Below are 14,027 nucleotides of genomic sequence, written 5' to 3'. Positions count from 1 at the left end.
CGGGCATCAAGGCGGAACGCGGCGGCTTAGCGACCCTGCCGGAGTTCCTTGATGAGCTGTTTGATCGTTCGCTCCTGTCTCTGGAGCTGTTCGTTCTGAGCCTCGACAGCGGCGGTCAGTTCGGCGACCTGTGCCTCGAGTTCAGCGATATCGGGGTCTGTGGTGGTGTCCGACTCGACTGATCCGGTGTCTATGCCAGCTGTGTCACTGGATCGTGTCTCCGTCGGGGCTTCAGTGGTGGGTCCCTGCTCATTGGTCGATGCGGTCGCAGCCTGTGTACTGGCGCTCGTGGACTCACTCTCGGAATCGTCACCGCCCTCCTCGTCGTTGCTCACAAGCGGGTCGATGCCAGATTCAAGGCCGAGACCGTTGCCGGCTTCGTCAGCACTCTTGTCGGGGTCGGCTCCAACCTTGGCGTTGAGGTCGGCAAGTGAATCGACTTCGTGGTACGCGAAGAGGGCCTCTTCCAGCGCTTTCCGGACCATTGGTGCTTCCTCGGACGGCGCTTTGATGCGTTCTGGCCGCTCGTTAAACGAGAGGACGACGGCCGTAGCGACGCTCCCCTCTTCGAACTCTAGACCAGTCACGTCGTCGAAGGAGAACGCCTCGTAGTCGGCGTCCCACGTGACGTTGCCGATGTGCTTGAGCAGTTGGCGGTCGGTAACCACCAGCGTGAGTTCGCTGAACCGGAACACGCCGACGAGACTCTCGTCGGGGGCGATGCCGCCCGAGACAGTGAGCTTCCCTTCGAGCAACCGTTCGAGGACGGCATCAGCGCGGCTCCCGGGGACAGACAGTTCGAGCTTCTCACTGGTGTAGATGAGCGAGAATTTGGTCTTGCGTCGGCCTTCCGAAACCGTGAGCCGTTCGAAGTCGTGCGGATAGCTGGCGACCTTCTCGTCGCTGAGAAGGCCCTCACCGCGGTAGACGAGCGTCCGGGTCGGTGTGAAACAGGCCGCGTCTTCGTCGCCGAGGTTGACACCGCCCCGGATCTCCTCGTCCCCGAGTTCCTGCTGGACGAGGTCTGGTATCTCCATACTGCCTGCATACCTGCGTGGTGGCTTAAATCCGCGGGTCGAGTAGCAACGCCGGTGAGGCGCTCGCGGCGTGGGACTGTACCACAGTCTCGACAGAGATGAGAACCTTCAAGACGGCTAACGGCCAACGGCTGAATGCACCCGCGCCCGGGTGGCTTAGCTGGACATAGCGCCGCACTCATAGGGTCTTTCGACTCATGCGGCAGTGCACCCGTCATGACCCCGGGGCGCTCGTCACGCCCCAGACCTGGGCCATGCGGAGATCGAGGGTTCGGAGCCCTCCCCGGGCATTTTCCAGATCACATCGACAAGCAGCCAGTAGCGTCTCTATCTCGGATTCGGGAACAGCACTACACCAGTCCGAGCGGCGGTGTGCCGAGCAAGCAGACTGCGTCGTCAACGAGTTGTTCTCAAACGCCAGTACGTTTGCTCCGACTGCTCGACGCATTACTGTCGCTCCGTGAGAAAAGAATCGCCAGCAATTAGCCAGATGAGAGCCCGTTACCGGGGAACTGCTGAAATACGGACTCGAAATCGTCAATCTCTGCGGCCGTGGCATCGGCCCTTTGGCGGAGTTCTTCGAACCGCTCGTTGACGGTCTGGTATTCATCGCTTGCTTCGAGTTGTGGTGTGTTCTTCTGGGTTTCTAGTGTCGCCTTCTTCGAAGCTACGGCGAAGTACTCCTGAACCCGGTCGTCGTACGTGGTTCGGATAAGCATCTCCGAGACGGTGTCGAGGAGGTCCTCGCGGCTGACCGGCTTGGTCAGATACTCGTCGAAGGGCATCTCGACAATGTCGAAGTCCGGGTCGACGGCCGTCACCATCACTACTGCGGGGTCGATACCCCGTTCTGCGATGGTGTCGAGGACCTCGTCACCACTCATGTCGGGCATCTGTCGGTCCAGAAAGACGACGTCGACGGACGCGTCGGCTAACTGGAGCGCCTCAGTACCGCTGTGTGCGGTCCGAACGTCGTGTGCGGTCAGCAGCCACGTCGAATACAGGTCCGCGATATCTTGCTCATCGTCAACGACGAGCACCGTTGCCTCCTCGGTCTCACCACGCTTTTGCACTTGTTGTCCCTCCTGTCGACTCACGCACTGCTCTCTCGGTGACTTTCCTGAACAGCAAAATAAAGCTACCCAGCAGATTATCTATTTTGAGAATGCTATGGTTGTCCTATTGTCGATTCTCGTGAAACTGTGCTGTCACAATGTAGTGACTCATCCCAGAGATGTTAACATAGCGGCGACCGTAGGCTGTGTGTATGGTGACCGTCTCCGGACCGTGGACGAGCGAGGAGATGGAACAGTTTCTCAGCGCCAAAACTGTGCCACTCCGTCTCGGGTGTCGAACTCCAGCAGACAAGCCTTGGATGCTCTCGCTCTGGTATCGGTTCGTTGACGGTGTCTTCGAGTGTGCGACTGGGGCGGATGCGGCAGTTGTCGACTACCTCAACTATGACGCCAGCGTCTCCTTCGAAATCTCGACGAACGAGCCGCCGTACTGCGGCGTCAGAGGCAACGGAACAGCGACGATGACAGCGGACGAGGATAAGACAGTTCTCACCGAGTTGTTGCACCGCTATCTCGGCGGGACCGACTCACCACTGGCCGACCAACTGCTTGCACCCGACCGCCGCGAGGTACGGATTACGATTACGCCCGACCGACTCCACACCTGGGACTACAGCAATCGGATGTAACAGCCTGAACCAATGGAACATACAGACTCAACCATGGACAGCGACCCGACAGATATCAAATCACTCGCGATAAGCGCCACCGACCTCGTTGCAGCCATCGAAGCGGCTGCGGACGGGTCAGAGACGGTGTTGCGCGTCACACCGCCGTTTAGCGGCCGGATGCGGGCGCGTCTCCACGTCGTCCAGCCCGACGACGACGATGAACCGATTCTCATCGAGCCCGGCTCGCTACTGGCTACAGACGCACCGTCGTATCCAACGCCTGACGACACCGCTGACGAGCTCCGGGACGCGGACGACGAGACGTACTCGGTGGAGCGCCATCGGACCTACCACGAGCAACGACTCGCCGAGTGGCGGGAGTCGCTGCCGGACCACGTCGTTGATAGCACCACACTAACGGATACAGAACACGACGTAACCGTGTCACTACTCGGACCGTGATCGGTCGTGCACGTCCACCGAGAATGTCATAGAGATCAGAAGTGCCACAGGTGTCATACCAGATCTCCGCAGCTAATAAAACGTCTCCGCGCCGCTCTGCCTGTAGTAAAATGAACTATTGGGGGACCGCTGTACGTGAAACGAAGCGAAACGGCCGGAAACCTCTAGAGGTTATAAGCTATCTCCAGTAGAAGCCGTGGATAGGTTCCCTCCATATGTCAAGTTCGTCCGCATACGAATTACTCGCCCAGTTTGATGACTCTATACCGGAGTTCGACGAGCCTTTCGTCTCCGCCGTTCGAGGCTTCGCGTTCTGGACAGCGATTGCGCTCCCGTTTCTGTATCTCCCGCTGCTAATTACTGGCCTGAACTCCGGGGCAACGCGGGTCGCGTTCGTCGCACTCGTCGTCTGCAACGCCGTGACACTGTTTATCGGCCACGCACACAGAGGAGATGCCTGAAACGGAACGCTTCAATTTCGGTCACCAGCGTGGATATCGTGCCCTGCTACTCCGTATTACCGCTGTGGCCATACGTTCATTCTCCCAGTAGTCGTTCGCGTGCACACGTCCCGAACAGCAGTCACCGCAGGTGTCGGTCCGGGCCTCGGCGAATCGCTGGCCAGATTCTCCCGCTAACTGCCGCGGACACAGTAACTGCGACGCACAGTCCTCGCTCGATCCGACCGAAATCGCCGGTCATACTGGCACCTCGTCGAACAGGACCGCTCGGCGTGGACACTATAATTTGATCTTTGCCCCACGTCGCGGCATTCTGAGCGCTTCGGCTCCGATGCCGGCTATTCTTCGAGGAGGTCGACCCACTCTCTGAGCGGCCCACGAACACCGTCGGCTGATATCGTCACGTCGCCGTCGAACCGCCACGTCGCCTGTTGGGAGTCCGAACCGAACCGCATCGGAATGGCAATCGACAGATCGTCGGCCGTCACATGGAGTGCCTCGTCGCGATCGACCGTCTCGTCGAGTAACCGTTCGACGGCCAGGCGGAGCTGTTCAGGGTCCGGGTCCGGGAGATCCGTGGATTGACTCATACCTGTTGCTTGGAGCCGGAGCTACCTCCATGTTGTGTCGACCGAGGCGGTTTGCCCCGTCATTTAGGGGTGTGTAGTCCCCAGACTGTGCCGATGGAGCTGGAAACGCCGTACGCCCTCGGAGGGACCTACTACGTCGAGACCGTGTCGGTCGGGAAACGGACGGACGACGAGACGGTGCGCGATTGCGTGGTCTGTGGCGGCCACGTGTACGCCGACGACTGGCATCTCGTCGTCGGAGTTCTGGATACAGGCAGCGGACGACAGCGCCACCACCACTGTAGCGACGACTGCCTGACCAAGTGGCTCAAACTCATGACGGCTGCCTGAGCGCCGGTGAGTCCGCGGAGTCTTGACGATGGAGCGCATCGGGAAAGTATGGACGAGCGCACGGGCGTGTTCAGGGTCTACCGGGTCGTCGATGCGGTCCCGCACATCAATCTGTTCGACACCGATGCAACGCGGCTCTACACCGTGTACCAGTCCGGCTACGGCGAACGACAGCCGGCAGTTGACGACCTCCGAACAGGTGATCTCGTCGAGGCTACGCTCGGCGGCGATCCCGACGACTCGGAGGAAGCCTGGTCGCTGCTTTCGTTCGACCGTCGTGACCGCGTCGCGATGGATTTCGTCGTTGACGCCGAAGTCCCCGAAGTCGCGGCTGACCTCTGGGAACCGGGGCTGGAACGCCCGGCGAGCGCCGTACTCGAAGAAGACGGCAAGCCGGTCGCGGAGTGTTTCGTGCAGCCGCGCGCGCCGCTGCCCGGCGGCACGTTCGTCCCGAGCGTGCTCACCGGGCTCGTGCCGATGGAATCACTGCTGACCGAACTCCCCGGTATCGGCGACCCGCCGACAGACGCTATTTTCATCGACCCCGATCCGCCCGATGCTGACTCGTACTCCCGGCCGTATGGCGTCGCTGTGTTGTTCACTGCTGGCGCTGATGACCTACTCACGGAGTTCCGGGAGCGATATGACCTCTCTGCCGACGCGGACAACAGACCCGAATACGACCCGTACGGGCTGTGAGTCGTCTGCGGCGAGAACGAGCGGCGGGCGCTACATCGTGATGACGAGCGGCACCGGGACGAAACAGAGCATCCCCAGAACGAAGGTAAGCAGGCCGACAGCCCAGCGGCCCGGTCCCAGCGGCGTCTCGTCCAGCGGCGTTGCCGACCCGAGCCGGCCGAACACCAGCGCCAGAATCCCCCAGAACGCCCACAGCCCGGCCGCTCGGCCCCCCTCGAAGGCGACAAGGTAGCCAGCGAGTCCAAACAGGGCGACGGGGACGGCGAGCTGGACCAGGGACAGTCGGTCGCCAAACAGCGACCGGGCGACGTGTGAACCGTCGAGTTGGCCGACTGGCAGGAGGTTCAGGAAGGTCACGAACGCTCCCACCCAGCCGCCGATGACGACCGGGTTCGGGAGGAGCTGCGGGTTCGCGTACTCAAGCTGTTCACCCATGACTGCGGCGATACCCTGCAACAACAGCGGGTAACCAAGTTCGATGTTCGTGACGATGCCGCGAGTTACCTCCACTGGTGGGAGCGTCACACCGATGGCAGTCACGACGACTGTCGCAACGAGACCCGCCAGCGGGCCGGCGACGCCGATATCGAACAGCGCCTTCCGGTCGGGGATGTGGTCGTTCATGCTGATGACCGCACCCAGCGTCCCGAGCACGTTCGGAAACGGCAGGAAGTACGGCAGGCTCGCCTCAACCTCGTGGTACCGGCTCATGACGTAGTGGCCGAACTCGTGAATTGCGAGGATACCCAGTGCGGCCGCGGCGAAGGGCCACGCCGCGAGCATGGCTGTCGGGTCTTCGAGCACGGACAGCCCGTACCAGCGGGTCCCGGCGTACAGCGTCGACAACAGCGTCAGGACGGCGAGCCCGACGTTCAACCACGGGATGCCGTCGACGCCGAGCGACCGCTCGTGGGCAATCAGCACCCATTCGCCCATCTCCCGCTTGAGCGCGACGCGGTACCCGCGCTGACGGAACGCCGGCGCGATGCGGTGGATGACCTGTTCGGACTCGGTCAGTGGCTCGCCGTAATACCGGACGCCGTCCTCGGCGGTCCTGTCGATCTCGTACACGTGGAACGTGTCTGCGAGCGCTTCCGGGTCAGGTAACTTCGGCGGCGAGGACTGAGTCGCCATTACCAACGTTTAGGGTTCGACCCGTTTGAACCTGTTTGCTGGCCCCACTGGATACAGTAGAGCCGCCCAACTGGCTCGCTCAGTCTGCGATGGCTTCGTCCGACCCGGTCGCGGCGCTGGGGTCCTGAATCCAGAGGTCCCCAAAGAGGTCGTCCTGCTGGAGGCGGACCTGACCGCGGTGAGCTAAAAAGAGCAATCCGAGGAACGTCTCAACGCGAGACCCACCGGCCGTGTCGACCTCGCGGTACAGCACCTCTTCGCGGCCCTGGTCGTACTGCTCGCGGACGGCGTCGTGCACGTCGGCGATGATGTCATCGATGTTCTCGGCGTGGGCTGTTCCAGTCACATCGGCGGCCGACGGTTCCTCGTCCAGTCGCATGTCGTCGGCCCCGCGGTAGTCCAGTTCCTGCGTCCCGCGGTCGTACCCGCTCGGCGAGTCGCTGGTGTCGTACTCGCGGGACTCCTTCCACCACGATTCCCGTTCGGCGTCGCGGAGATCCCGGACAAGTTCATCGAGCGTCTGTGGCATCCCGCGGGCGCGGCGGCGTTCGAGCCGTCGGTCCATCTCCGACTCCAGCGCAGCGAAGGGGTCCGGGTCCTCGATGGGGGCGTCCTCGTGCATTGCCTGCTCCCACGGCTCGGCCGGCTCCTCTTCCGTCTCGCCCTCGCCGAGCATCGCGTCGCTTTTCATCCGAATCAAGACGCTCGCGTAGAACAGCGCCCGCCCCGACGTGCGCAGGTCCGCGTCGTCGATACGCTGGAGGAACTTGTCGGTGACCCGCACCACGTCGATATCCCACGGGTCGATTTCGCCGTCGTCCGCGAGCTGGACCAGCACTTCGACCGGTTCGACGTCTTCGTCCTCGTCCTCGTCGGTCGTCCGGTCGCTTTCGGGGCTGTCCTGTGCAGTTGTCTCGTCGTCTGGGTCGGGGGAGTCGCCCAGCAGCGCCGCCGCGTCGTCCGAGCCACCTGGCGGCTCGCGGTCCTCGTGCCCGGTGATGTTGAGCGGGATGTCATCGGCATCGTCTCGCGGGTCACTGCGCTCGCGGGTCACATTCGCTCCCCGCTCGCTACCCCGAGGCGCTTCCTCCGGGCGCGCCTCGCCCTCCCCGCTCGACTGTGCCGAGGAGTCTCCGTTGCGCTGCTCCGTCGGCTCCTCGCTAGTCATCAGCCGGAACCTCCTCATCACCGTCGCCCTCACCGCTGAGGTCGATCCCGGTCACGGCGCTCACGTTGTCGCCCTGCATCATCACGCCGATAGCGCGCTCGGACCGCTCCAGCATGGCCGAGCGGTGTGAGACGACGACGAACTGGGCGTCGCCGGCGAGTTCGTCCACCAGTTCGCCGACGAGGTCGGCGTTAGCCGCGTCGAGGAAAGCGTCGACCTCGTCCAGCGCGTAGAACGGCGCGGGGTTGTGTCGCTGGATGGCGAAAATAAACGCCAGCGCTGTCAGGGACTTCTCGCCGCCCGACATCGCGTTCAGCCGCTGAATCGGCTTGTCGCCGGGCTGGGCCTTCATCGTCAGCCCGCCCTCGAAGGGGTCGTCCTCGTCTTCGAGGTGGAGATGGCCGGTGCCGTTCGAGAGCCGCTCGAAGATGTTCTGGAACTGGTCGTTGATCTCCGTGAACGACGCCATGAACGTCTCCTTCTTGCGGGCCTCATAGGTATCGATGCGGTCGCGGATGCCGTCGGCCTCTTCGACCAGCGTCGCTTTCTTATCTTCGAGTTCCTGCAGGTCGTCGTTGACCCGGTCGTACTCCTCGATAGCCCGCATGTTGACCGGCTCCAGTTTCTCCATCTCCGTTTCCAGCCGGTCAATCTCCTGCTCGACCGTCTCGTGGTCGGGCACGTCCTCGGGGTCGTAGTCGCCGACCTGCGCTTCGAGTTCATCGATTTCCCACTCCAGACGCTCCTGAGTTTCCTGCTCAGATTCGAGGTCGCGCTCGATTTCGGAGACCGCGGCCTGTTGCTCGTCGCGGGCTTCCTTGGCTTCCTGCAGGTCGGCTTTCAGGTCTTCGCGCTCGGACTTGAGTTCGGCCAGTTCCTCTTCGAGGTCAGCGACGGCCTGTTCCTTCTCGCCTTTCAGCTCCTGCTTCTCCGCGACCGTCGCTTCGAGGTCGTCGATGCGTTCCTCGTGGTCGGCCTTGCGGTTCTGGGCCGCCTCAATGTCGTCGTGGAGGTCCTCGATGGCCTCCTCGGCGTACTGCTTCTCTAACTGGTACTCGTTGAGTTCGGCGTCGAGTTCGCCCTGACGGTCTTCGAGCGTGTCTATGTCGTCCTTGATCGACTCGCGCTGGTCGGTCAGGTCCGGTAGTTCCGAATCCTCGACCTCGGCTTCTAGCTCGTCGATATCGCGCTGGAGCGCGTCTATCTCTTCGGTCTTTGCTTCGATGTCGGCCTCCAGTTCGTCCATCTGGTCGGCCACGTCCTCGCGCTCGTCAGCGATTTCTTCGAGGTCCGCTTCCAGTTGCTCGATGCGCTCGCGGGTGTCTTCGAGCGCGGTCTGCTTGCGCTCGATGCTCGTCTCGATATCCCGGACCTGTTCGGTCGCATCGGACTCGCGGTCGCGGGCGTCGTCAAGGCGCTCCTCGACATCACGGAGGTCATCGCGCACGTCGGCGCGCTCGTCTTCGAGTTCGTTGATGCGCGTGGCGACCCGTTCGAGCTTGCCAGCGCCGCCCGAGAAGGAGTAGCGCGTGCCCGAGGAGGAGCCGCCGGTCATTGCGCCGGACTTCTCGACGAGGTCGCCCTCAAGCGTGACCATCCGGTAGTCGCCCATCAGCTCGCGGGCGGTGTCCATACTGTCGACGACGACGGTGTCGCCCAGCACGTACGAGAAGATACCTGCGTACTCGCGGTCGAAGTCTACGAGATTATACGCGAAGTCGATAACCCCGTCGGCGCTGGGCAGAGACCCCAGCGAGCGGTTCTGCATCTGCGTGATAGGGAGGAACGTCGCCCGGCCGGCGCTACGGGATTTGAGGTACTCGATACAGCGCTGGCCGACGCTATCGTCATCGACGACCACGTGGGCGAGACGCCCGCCGGCCGCCGTCTCACAGGCCGTGGCGTACTCGGGGTCGACGCCGCCGAGTTGGCCGACGGTGCCGTGGACGCCGTCTTGGCCGGCGTTGAGAATCGCCGTCACCGCCCGGCCGTACGAGGAGTCGCCGTCTTCGCCGGCCTTCGCCTCTAGCTGGGCGTACTCCTGCTGTTTCGCGCTGATCTCGTCTTCGAGGTCGTCCAGATCAGACTGGAGCTCCCGCTTTTCGGCCCGGAGGTCGTCGACGACTTCGCCGATAGTCGCCTTGTTCTGTTTCGCTTTCTCCAGTTCCGTCTGCAGGTCCTCGATGTCGGCTTCGAGGTCGGGGATCTCGGCTTCGGCTTCCTCAATAGCCGCTCGCTTCTCGTCCTCGGCGTTCGAGCGCCGGCGGGCCTCGTCAAGCAGACGGTCCTGCTCGCGCTGGAGGTCGTTCTTCTCGCTTTTGAGCGTCTCCAGTCGCGAGCGTTTCTCCTCCAGTTCGTCTTTGACCTCTTGGAACTCCTCGCCGACCTCGTCGATTCGTTGCTGGACCTCCGCGAGTTCGGATTCCTTCTCCGCGATGTCGGCCTTGACGTTGGATTTGGCGACTTTCGTCTCGCGGATGTCGCTTTCAAGATCGTCGATGGTCTCCTGCTTGCGGTCGATCTGGACGAACGCCTGCCGGCGCTCGTTCTCGGCGGCCTCGACTGTTTCCTCGGCGGACTCGATCTTGTCCTCCAGCCGGGAGATGTCGCCTTTGATCTCCTCGATCTCGCGCTTGATGGCGAGCTGTTCGTCCTCGCCTTTGCGCTCGATTTCCTGGTTGAGTTCGTGGAGCTCGTCTTCCAGTCGGATGACCGCACCCTGGCGCTCGTCGAGTTCCGTCTGGAGTTCGGTGAGTTCGCTTTCGAGTTCGTCGATGGCCTCCTCAACGGCTGTCAGTTCCTCGCGCTTGTCTTCGAGTTCGGCAGCCTTGCGGTACCCCTCGTACTCCTCTTTCTCGTCACGGAGGTCCTGATACTTGAGCGCCGTCTCCCGTTCGTCTTCAAGTTGATCAAGACGCTCCTGTTTCTCCTCGATGCGGAGCTCGGCCTCGTCGATGCGCTCTTGCACGACCTCCAGTTCGTCGAAGGCGTCGGCCTTCTTTGCGTCGAACTGGGCGACGCCGGCGATCTCGTCGATGATCTCCCGGCGGGAGCCGGCGGTCATGTTGATGATCTCGGTCACGTCGCCCTGCATGACGACGTTGTAGCCTTCAGGCGTGACGCCGGCCTGAGCGAGCAGGTCCTGAATGTCCGAAAGATTGACCGAGCGACCGTTGATGTAGTAGTAGGAGTAGTAGTTTTCCTCGGTCTCCTTGACCCGGCGTTTGATGGCGATCTCGTCCACGTCACCCACATCTTCAGTGCCGGCGGCGTTGACGACCTGTGAACGGGACAGCGTCCGGTCGTCGTTGGCCAGAATCACCTCGACGCTGGCCTGCCGTTCGCCGTCGTACTCGGCATCTTCGTCGGCGTGGCCGGGGTTGTAGATGAGGTCAGTGAGTTTCTCGGCGCGGATACCCGAGGTGCGAGCGAGTCCAAGTGCAAACAGAATCGCGTCGATGATGTTGGACTTGCCCGAGCCGTTCGGGCCGCTGATAGTGGTAAAATCTTCGTAGAACGGGATTCGGGTCTTCCGTCCGAAGCTCTTGAAATTGTCGAGGACGAGCTCTTTAATATGCATGCGGTGATGTAGCCGACAGCCCTACGCGACGATGATGTCGGACTCCGAGTCCTCTTCGGTCTCGGTCTCCGACGCGGCCTCGGCCTCCTCCCTGTTATCAATCTCGTTGGTATCCTCAGTGTTAGGTGTGTCGGCCTCCGTCGAGGTGGCGGCCGATTCCTCCGAGTCGGGCTCGTCAGCGCTGAATCCGTTGTCCTCATCGACGCTGGCTTCGAGTTCCCGGATACGGACCTTACATTCGACGAGTTCGTCGGTCAGTCCCTCGACCGACGCTTCCAGTTCTCTGACGCGCGTTTCGAGTTCCTCGACTCGGTTGCCGCACATATCCGTAACCCAGCCATTGTGGACACTTATACCTACGTCAGACATTGGCAGTCCGAGTGATACATTATGCAGAGTTGACGGGAGACGCAGGGCACGGACAGTACGCCTGTGTCACGTTGAGTAGCGCTTCCGGAGGTACGCCGAAATTTCGTCGACGTGGTCGGCGCCGAACGACCAGTAGCCGCGCCACTGGCTCGGTCCGGTCCGTTCAGCGAGGAGGACTCCCTTCATATCGGCGGTACAGTCAGTGTTGACGACGAACCAGGACTCCCGGAGCTCGTCACGCGGTTCAGTATGGATAGTAGGGTCCTCGGATAGTTCGGGGACACGGTCCGGAAGGCCGTACAGGTGCAGGTCGGTATCGCTGTCGGCCAGTCGGTCATACACGCGTCGGGTCCCGCGCTCGTCGTCGATCCGGGAGAGGTACTGAAACCCCGCGTGGAGCGTGTTATCGTCGGATTGCCACCCAAGCGACTCGATGTACCGCGAGAGTTCGATGAGCAGCATCTTCCGCTTGCCCGTGACAGTAAAGGGGACCTCGTCGAGGTGCAACAGCGCCGCCGGCGTGTCGACCTCGTCCAGAGACCGCGTTCCCGTGACATACAGGTCGGAGTTGACGAGCAACACGCACGCGCCGACCGCACTGATCGACGAGACGGCCAGCTCCGTGCCGTCGGCGTCCTTGACGACGACGGCGTTTTCGGGGGATTCTGGCGACATCTCGCCAGCCTGAACCTCGACGGCCGGCGAATCAACCATCCGCCTGAGCATCCGCACTAGCGGCTCGGGTTCATCGTCGTTAAACACCGTGAGCGTCCGCCGAGCTAGCGGAGCCGTATCGATGAACGCCGATATCGTCACACTGCCACACATTTGATTCTCCGTATTGAAACTGGCGGGGCCGTTATCGAGAGTGAATACAGGTCTGGCTGGGGAGTTGCTGCGGATGGGGTCGTTAGCCTTTAGCCACGCGCCACCGAATCCCGGACAATGACTGCGCAAGCGTCCGAAGCCCGCGAACTCGCGGCCGTCATCGGGCTGGAGGTCCACGTCCAGCTTGAGACGGAGACGAAGATATTCTGTGGCTGTTCGACCGACGTGGCCGATGCCGAACCCAACACCCACACCTGCCCGGTGTGTCTGGGCCTTCCCGGCGCGCTCCCGGTGGTCAACGAGGGAGCGGTCGAGGCCGCCGTGAAGGTCGGCAAGGCTATCGATGCCGACATCCCGGCGGAGACCACCTTCCACCGGAAGAACTACTACTACCCCGACCTCCCGAAAAACTTCCAGATAACGCAGTACGACTCGCCGATCTGTCAGGACGGGGAACTCGAATTCTCCGTCGAGAGCGAGCGCCGCAGCGTCGACATCCGCCGGGCACACCTCGAAGAGGACCCCGGCTCGATCAAACACGTCCGTGAGGGGTCGGGCCCGCTTGAGTCCCGGACCTGCTCCATTGAACGCGCGGATTACACGCTCATCGACTACAACCGCGCCGGGACGCCACTGATGGAGATCGTCACGGAACCGGACTTCCGTGCGCCGGGCGAGGTCCGGTCGTTCCTCGAAAAACTCGAAGAAGTGCTTGAGTATCTGGGCGTGTTCGACGCGACGCGGGATGGCAGTCTCCGCATCGACGCGAATCTCTCAATGGTCGACGCCAGCGAAGTTGGCGAAGACGGCGACATCGACAAGTCCGTCCTCGAAGACGCCAACCGCACCGAGGTCAAGAACATCTCCAGTCACAAGGGCGCGGAACAGGCGCTCTCCTTCGAAGCGTCGCGCCAGCGAAAACTCATCCAGTCAGGGCGCGCCGTCGAACAGGAGACCCGTCACTTCAACGAAACGCACGGCAACACGGTGTCGATGCGCTCGAAGGAGGAGGAGAAGGACTACCGATACTTCCGGGAGGCCGACCTGCCGCCGCTTCGAGTTAGCCACTGGAAAGACGAGGTGCCGATTCCGGAACTCCCCGACGCCCGCCGCGAGCGGTTCGTCGAGGAGTACGGGCTCAGCGAGGAAGCCGCCTCGAAGCTCACGAGCACGAAACAGGTCGCGGACTTCTTCGAGGACGTGGCCGAGCGATTCGACGCCAACCTGGCCGCGACGTGGGTCGCCGACAACCTGCTTGGCGAACTGAACTACCGCGACATGGCCATCACCGACATTGACGACCGCTTCGATGAGGTGACCCAGCTCGTGGCACTCGTCGCCGAGGACGAAATTACGGCCAAAAACGCCCATGAGACTGTGCTCCGAGAGATGCTCGATACGGGTGACGACCCCGACACCGTCGTTGACCGCGAGGGACTGGGCAAGACCTCCGGCGACGAGGTCCAACAGGCTGTCGTGGAAGCTATCGACGAGAATCCCGACGCCGTTGAAGACTACCACAGCGGCGAGGGCGGCGCAATCAACTTCCTCGTCGGACAGGTCATGCAAAAAACCGGCGGGAGCGCTGACCCCGGTGACGTGAATGGGTTGCTGCGCGAGGAACTGGAGAGCTAAGATAGCGTCCTACTCGGCCTGGTGGTGCAGTGGCGAGCCTGAATTGC

At 62.3% G+C, this 14,027-nt stretch carries 14 protein-coding genes and 1 tRNA gene; 7 read left to right on the top strand and 8 right to left on the bottom strand.

The features are described from left to right. Positions 1-26 precede the first annotated feature (26 nt). Positions 27-1,037: a hypothetical protein gene (locus G9C82_RS13980; RefSeq protein ID WP_004957470.1), complete on the bottom strand. Its 1,011-nt coding sequence runs from the start codon at positions 1,035-1,037 to the stop codon at positions 27-29. A 145-nt stretch (positions 1,038-1,182) separates the two neighbouring features. Here G9C82_RS13980 and G9C82_RS13975 point away from each other — a divergent pair. Then, positions 1,183-1,327 (top strand) — tRNA-Met (locus tag G9C82_RS13975). Positions 1,328-1,519: 192 nt separating this feature from the next. Here G9C82_RS13975 and G9C82_RS13970 read toward each other — a convergent pair. Then, positions 1,520-2,110, bottom strand: a complete 591-nt coding sequence (locus tag G9C82_RS13970) for a HalX domain-containing protein (protein WP_007187662.1) — start codon at positions 2,108-2,110, stop codon at positions 1,520-1,522. A gap of 194 nt (positions 2,111-2,304) precedes the next feature. On the opposite strand from G9C82_RS13970, the gene G9C82_RS13965 reads away from it, so the two are divergent. The 3 genes from G9C82_RS13965 to G9C82_RS13955 all read left to right on the top strand — a co-directional run bounded on the left by G9C82_RS13965 (position 2,305) and on the right by G9C82_RS13955 (position 3,647). Next, on the top strand, positions 2,305-2,742 hold the full coding sequence (locus G9C82_RS13965; protein ID WP_127014413.1) for a pyridoxamine 5'-phosphate oxidase family protein: 438 nt from the start codon (positions 2,305-2,307) through the stop codon (positions 2,740-2,742). A gap of 12 nt (positions 2,743-2,754) precedes the next feature. Continuing rightward, positions 2,755-3,186, top strand: a complete 432-nt coding sequence (locus tag G9C82_RS13960; RefSeq protein ID WP_007187663.1) for a hypothetical protein — start codon at positions 2,755-2,757, stop codon at positions 3,184-3,186. A gap of 215 nt (positions 3,187-3,401) precedes the next feature. Then, positions 3,402-3,647, top strand: a complete 246-nt coding sequence (locus tag G9C82_RS13955; RefSeq protein ID WP_007187664.1) for a hypothetical protein — start codon at positions 3,402-3,404, stop codon at positions 3,645-3,647. A 338-nt stretch (positions 3,648-3,985) separates the two neighbouring features. Here the strand turns inward: G9C82_RS13955 and G9C82_RS13950 are convergent, their stop codons facing one another. Next, entirely contained in the window at positions 3,986-4,237 is a 252-nt protein-coding gene (locus G9C82_RS13950; protein ID WP_004957510.1) for a hypothetical protein, read from the bottom strand. Between the two features lie 93 nt (positions 4,238-4,330). Between G9C82_RS13950 and G9C82_RS13945 the strand changes: the two genes are divergently transcribed. Beyond that, entirely contained in the window at positions 4,331-4,567 is a 237-nt protein-coding gene (locus G9C82_RS13945; protein ID WP_127014412.1) for a hypothetical protein, read from the top strand. Positions 4,568-4,615: 48 nt separating this feature from the next. Then, the gene (locus G9C82_RS13940) at positions 4,616-5,266 is read left to right on the top strand and encodes a hypothetical protein (protein WP_007187665.1); all 651 of its coding nucleotides are present in this window, start codon (positions 4,616-4,618) and stop codon (positions 5,264-5,266) included. A 30-nt stretch (positions 5,267-5,296) separates the two neighbouring features. On the opposite strand, the gene G9C82_RS13935 is transcribed toward G9C82_RS13940, so the two are convergent. The 5 genes from G9C82_RS13935 to G9C82_RS13915 all read right to left on the bottom strand — a co-directional run bounded on the left by G9C82_RS13935 (position 5,297) and on the right by G9C82_RS13915 (position 12,333). Next, entirely contained in the window at positions 5,297-6,400 is a 1,104-nt protein-coding gene (locus G9C82_RS13935) for a site-2 protease family protein (protein ID WP_004957520.1), read from the bottom strand. Positions 6,401-6,479: 79 nt separating this feature from the next. Continuing rightward, a complete protein-coding gene (locus tag G9C82_RS13930) occupies positions 6,480-7,568 on the bottom strand; it encodes a segregation/condensation protein A (protein WP_127014411.1) in 1,089 nt (362 codons plus the stop codon). Beyond that, entirely contained in the window at positions 7,561-11,148 is a 3,588-nt protein-coding gene (gene smc / locus G9C82_RS13925; protein WP_127014410.1) for a chromosome segregation protein SMC, read from the bottom strand. The genes G9C82_RS13930 and smc overlap by 8 nt, the downstream gene beginning before the upstream one ends. A gap of 21 nt (positions 11,149-11,169) precedes the next feature. After that, positions 11,170-11,472 carry a hypothetical protein gene (locus G9C82_RS13920; protein ID WP_004957526.1) on the bottom strand — a complete coding sequence of 101 codons (303 nt, stop codon included), beginning with the start codon at positions 11,470-11,472 and terminating at the stop codon, positions 11,170-11,172. Between the two features lie 111 nt (positions 11,473-11,583). Continuing rightward, complete coding sequence (locus G9C82_RS13915; RefSeq protein ID WP_347237906.1) at positions 11,584-12,333, bottom strand: DICT sensory domain-containing protein; 750 nt, start codon at positions 12,331-12,333, stop codon at positions 11,584-11,586. A 129-nt stretch (positions 12,334-12,462) separates the two neighbouring features. Between G9C82_RS13915 and gatB the strand changes: the two genes are divergently transcribed. Continuing rightward, positions 12,463-13,980 carry an Asp-tRNA(Asn)/Glu-tRNA(Gln) amidotransferase subunit GatB gene (gatB, locus tag G9C82_RS13910; protein ID WP_004957529.1) on the top strand — a complete coding sequence of 506 codons (1,518 nt, stop codon included), beginning with the start codon at positions 12,463-12,465 and terminating at the stop codon, positions 13,978-13,980. The last annotated feature ends 47 nt before the right edge of the window (positions 13,981-14,027 follow it).

It is taken from the genome of Haloarcula sp. R1-2, assembly GCF_011627385.1.
Lineage (GTDB): Archaea > Halobacteriota > Halobacteria > Halobacteriales > Haloarculaceae > Haloarcula > Haloarcula marismortui.
Note: the sequence above shows the minus strand (reverse complement) of the source record. Positions and strands in the feature narration are given on the sequence as shown.

Coding starts and splice junctions, on each gene's coding strand:
- G9C82_RS13980 (WP_004957470.1), bottom strand. CDS start 1,037: ATGGAGATACCAGACCTCGTCCAGCAGGAACTCGGGGACGAGGAGATC.
- G9C82_RS13965 (WP_127014413.1), top strand. CDS start 2,305: ATGGTGACCGTCTCCGGACCGTGGACGAGCGAGGAGATGGAACAGTTT.
- G9C82_RS13960 (WP_007187663.1), top strand. CDS start 2,755: ATGGAACATACAGACTCAACCATGGACAGCGACCCGACAGATATCAAA.
- G9C82_RS13955 (WP_007187664.1), top strand. CDS start 3,402: ATGTCAAGTTCGTCCGCATACGAATTACTCGCCCAGTTTGATGACTCT.
- G9C82_RS13950 (WP_004957510.1), bottom strand. CDS start 4,237: ATGAGTCAATCCACGGATCTCCCGGACCCGGACCCTGAACAGCTCCGC.
- G9C82_RS13945 (WP_127014412.1), top strand. CDS start 4,331: ATGGAGCTGGAAACGCCGTACGCCCTCGGAGGGACCTACTACGTCGAG.
- G9C82_RS13940 (WP_007187665.1), top strand. CDS start 4,616: ATGGACGAGCGCACGGGCGTGTTCAGGGTCTACCGGGTCGTCGATGCG.
- G9C82_RS13935 (WP_004957520.1), bottom strand. CDS start 6,400: ATGGCGACTCAGTCCTCGCCGCCGAAGTTACCTGACCCGGAAGCGCTC.
- G9C82_RS13930 (WP_127014411.1), bottom strand. CDS start 7,568: ATGACTAGCGAGGAGCCGACGGAGCAGCGCAACGGAGACTCCTCGGCA.
- smc (WP_127014410.1), bottom strand. CDS start 11,148: ATGCATATTAAAGAGCTCGTCCTCGACAATTTCAAGAGCTTCGGACGG.
- G9C82_RS13920 (WP_004957526.1), bottom strand. CDS start 11,472: ATGTGCGGCAACCGAGTCGAGGAACTCGAAACGCGCGTCAGAGAACTG.
- gatB (WP_004957529.1), top strand. CDS start 12,463: ATGACTGCGCAAGCGTCCGAAGCCCGCGAACTCGCGGCCGTCATCGGG.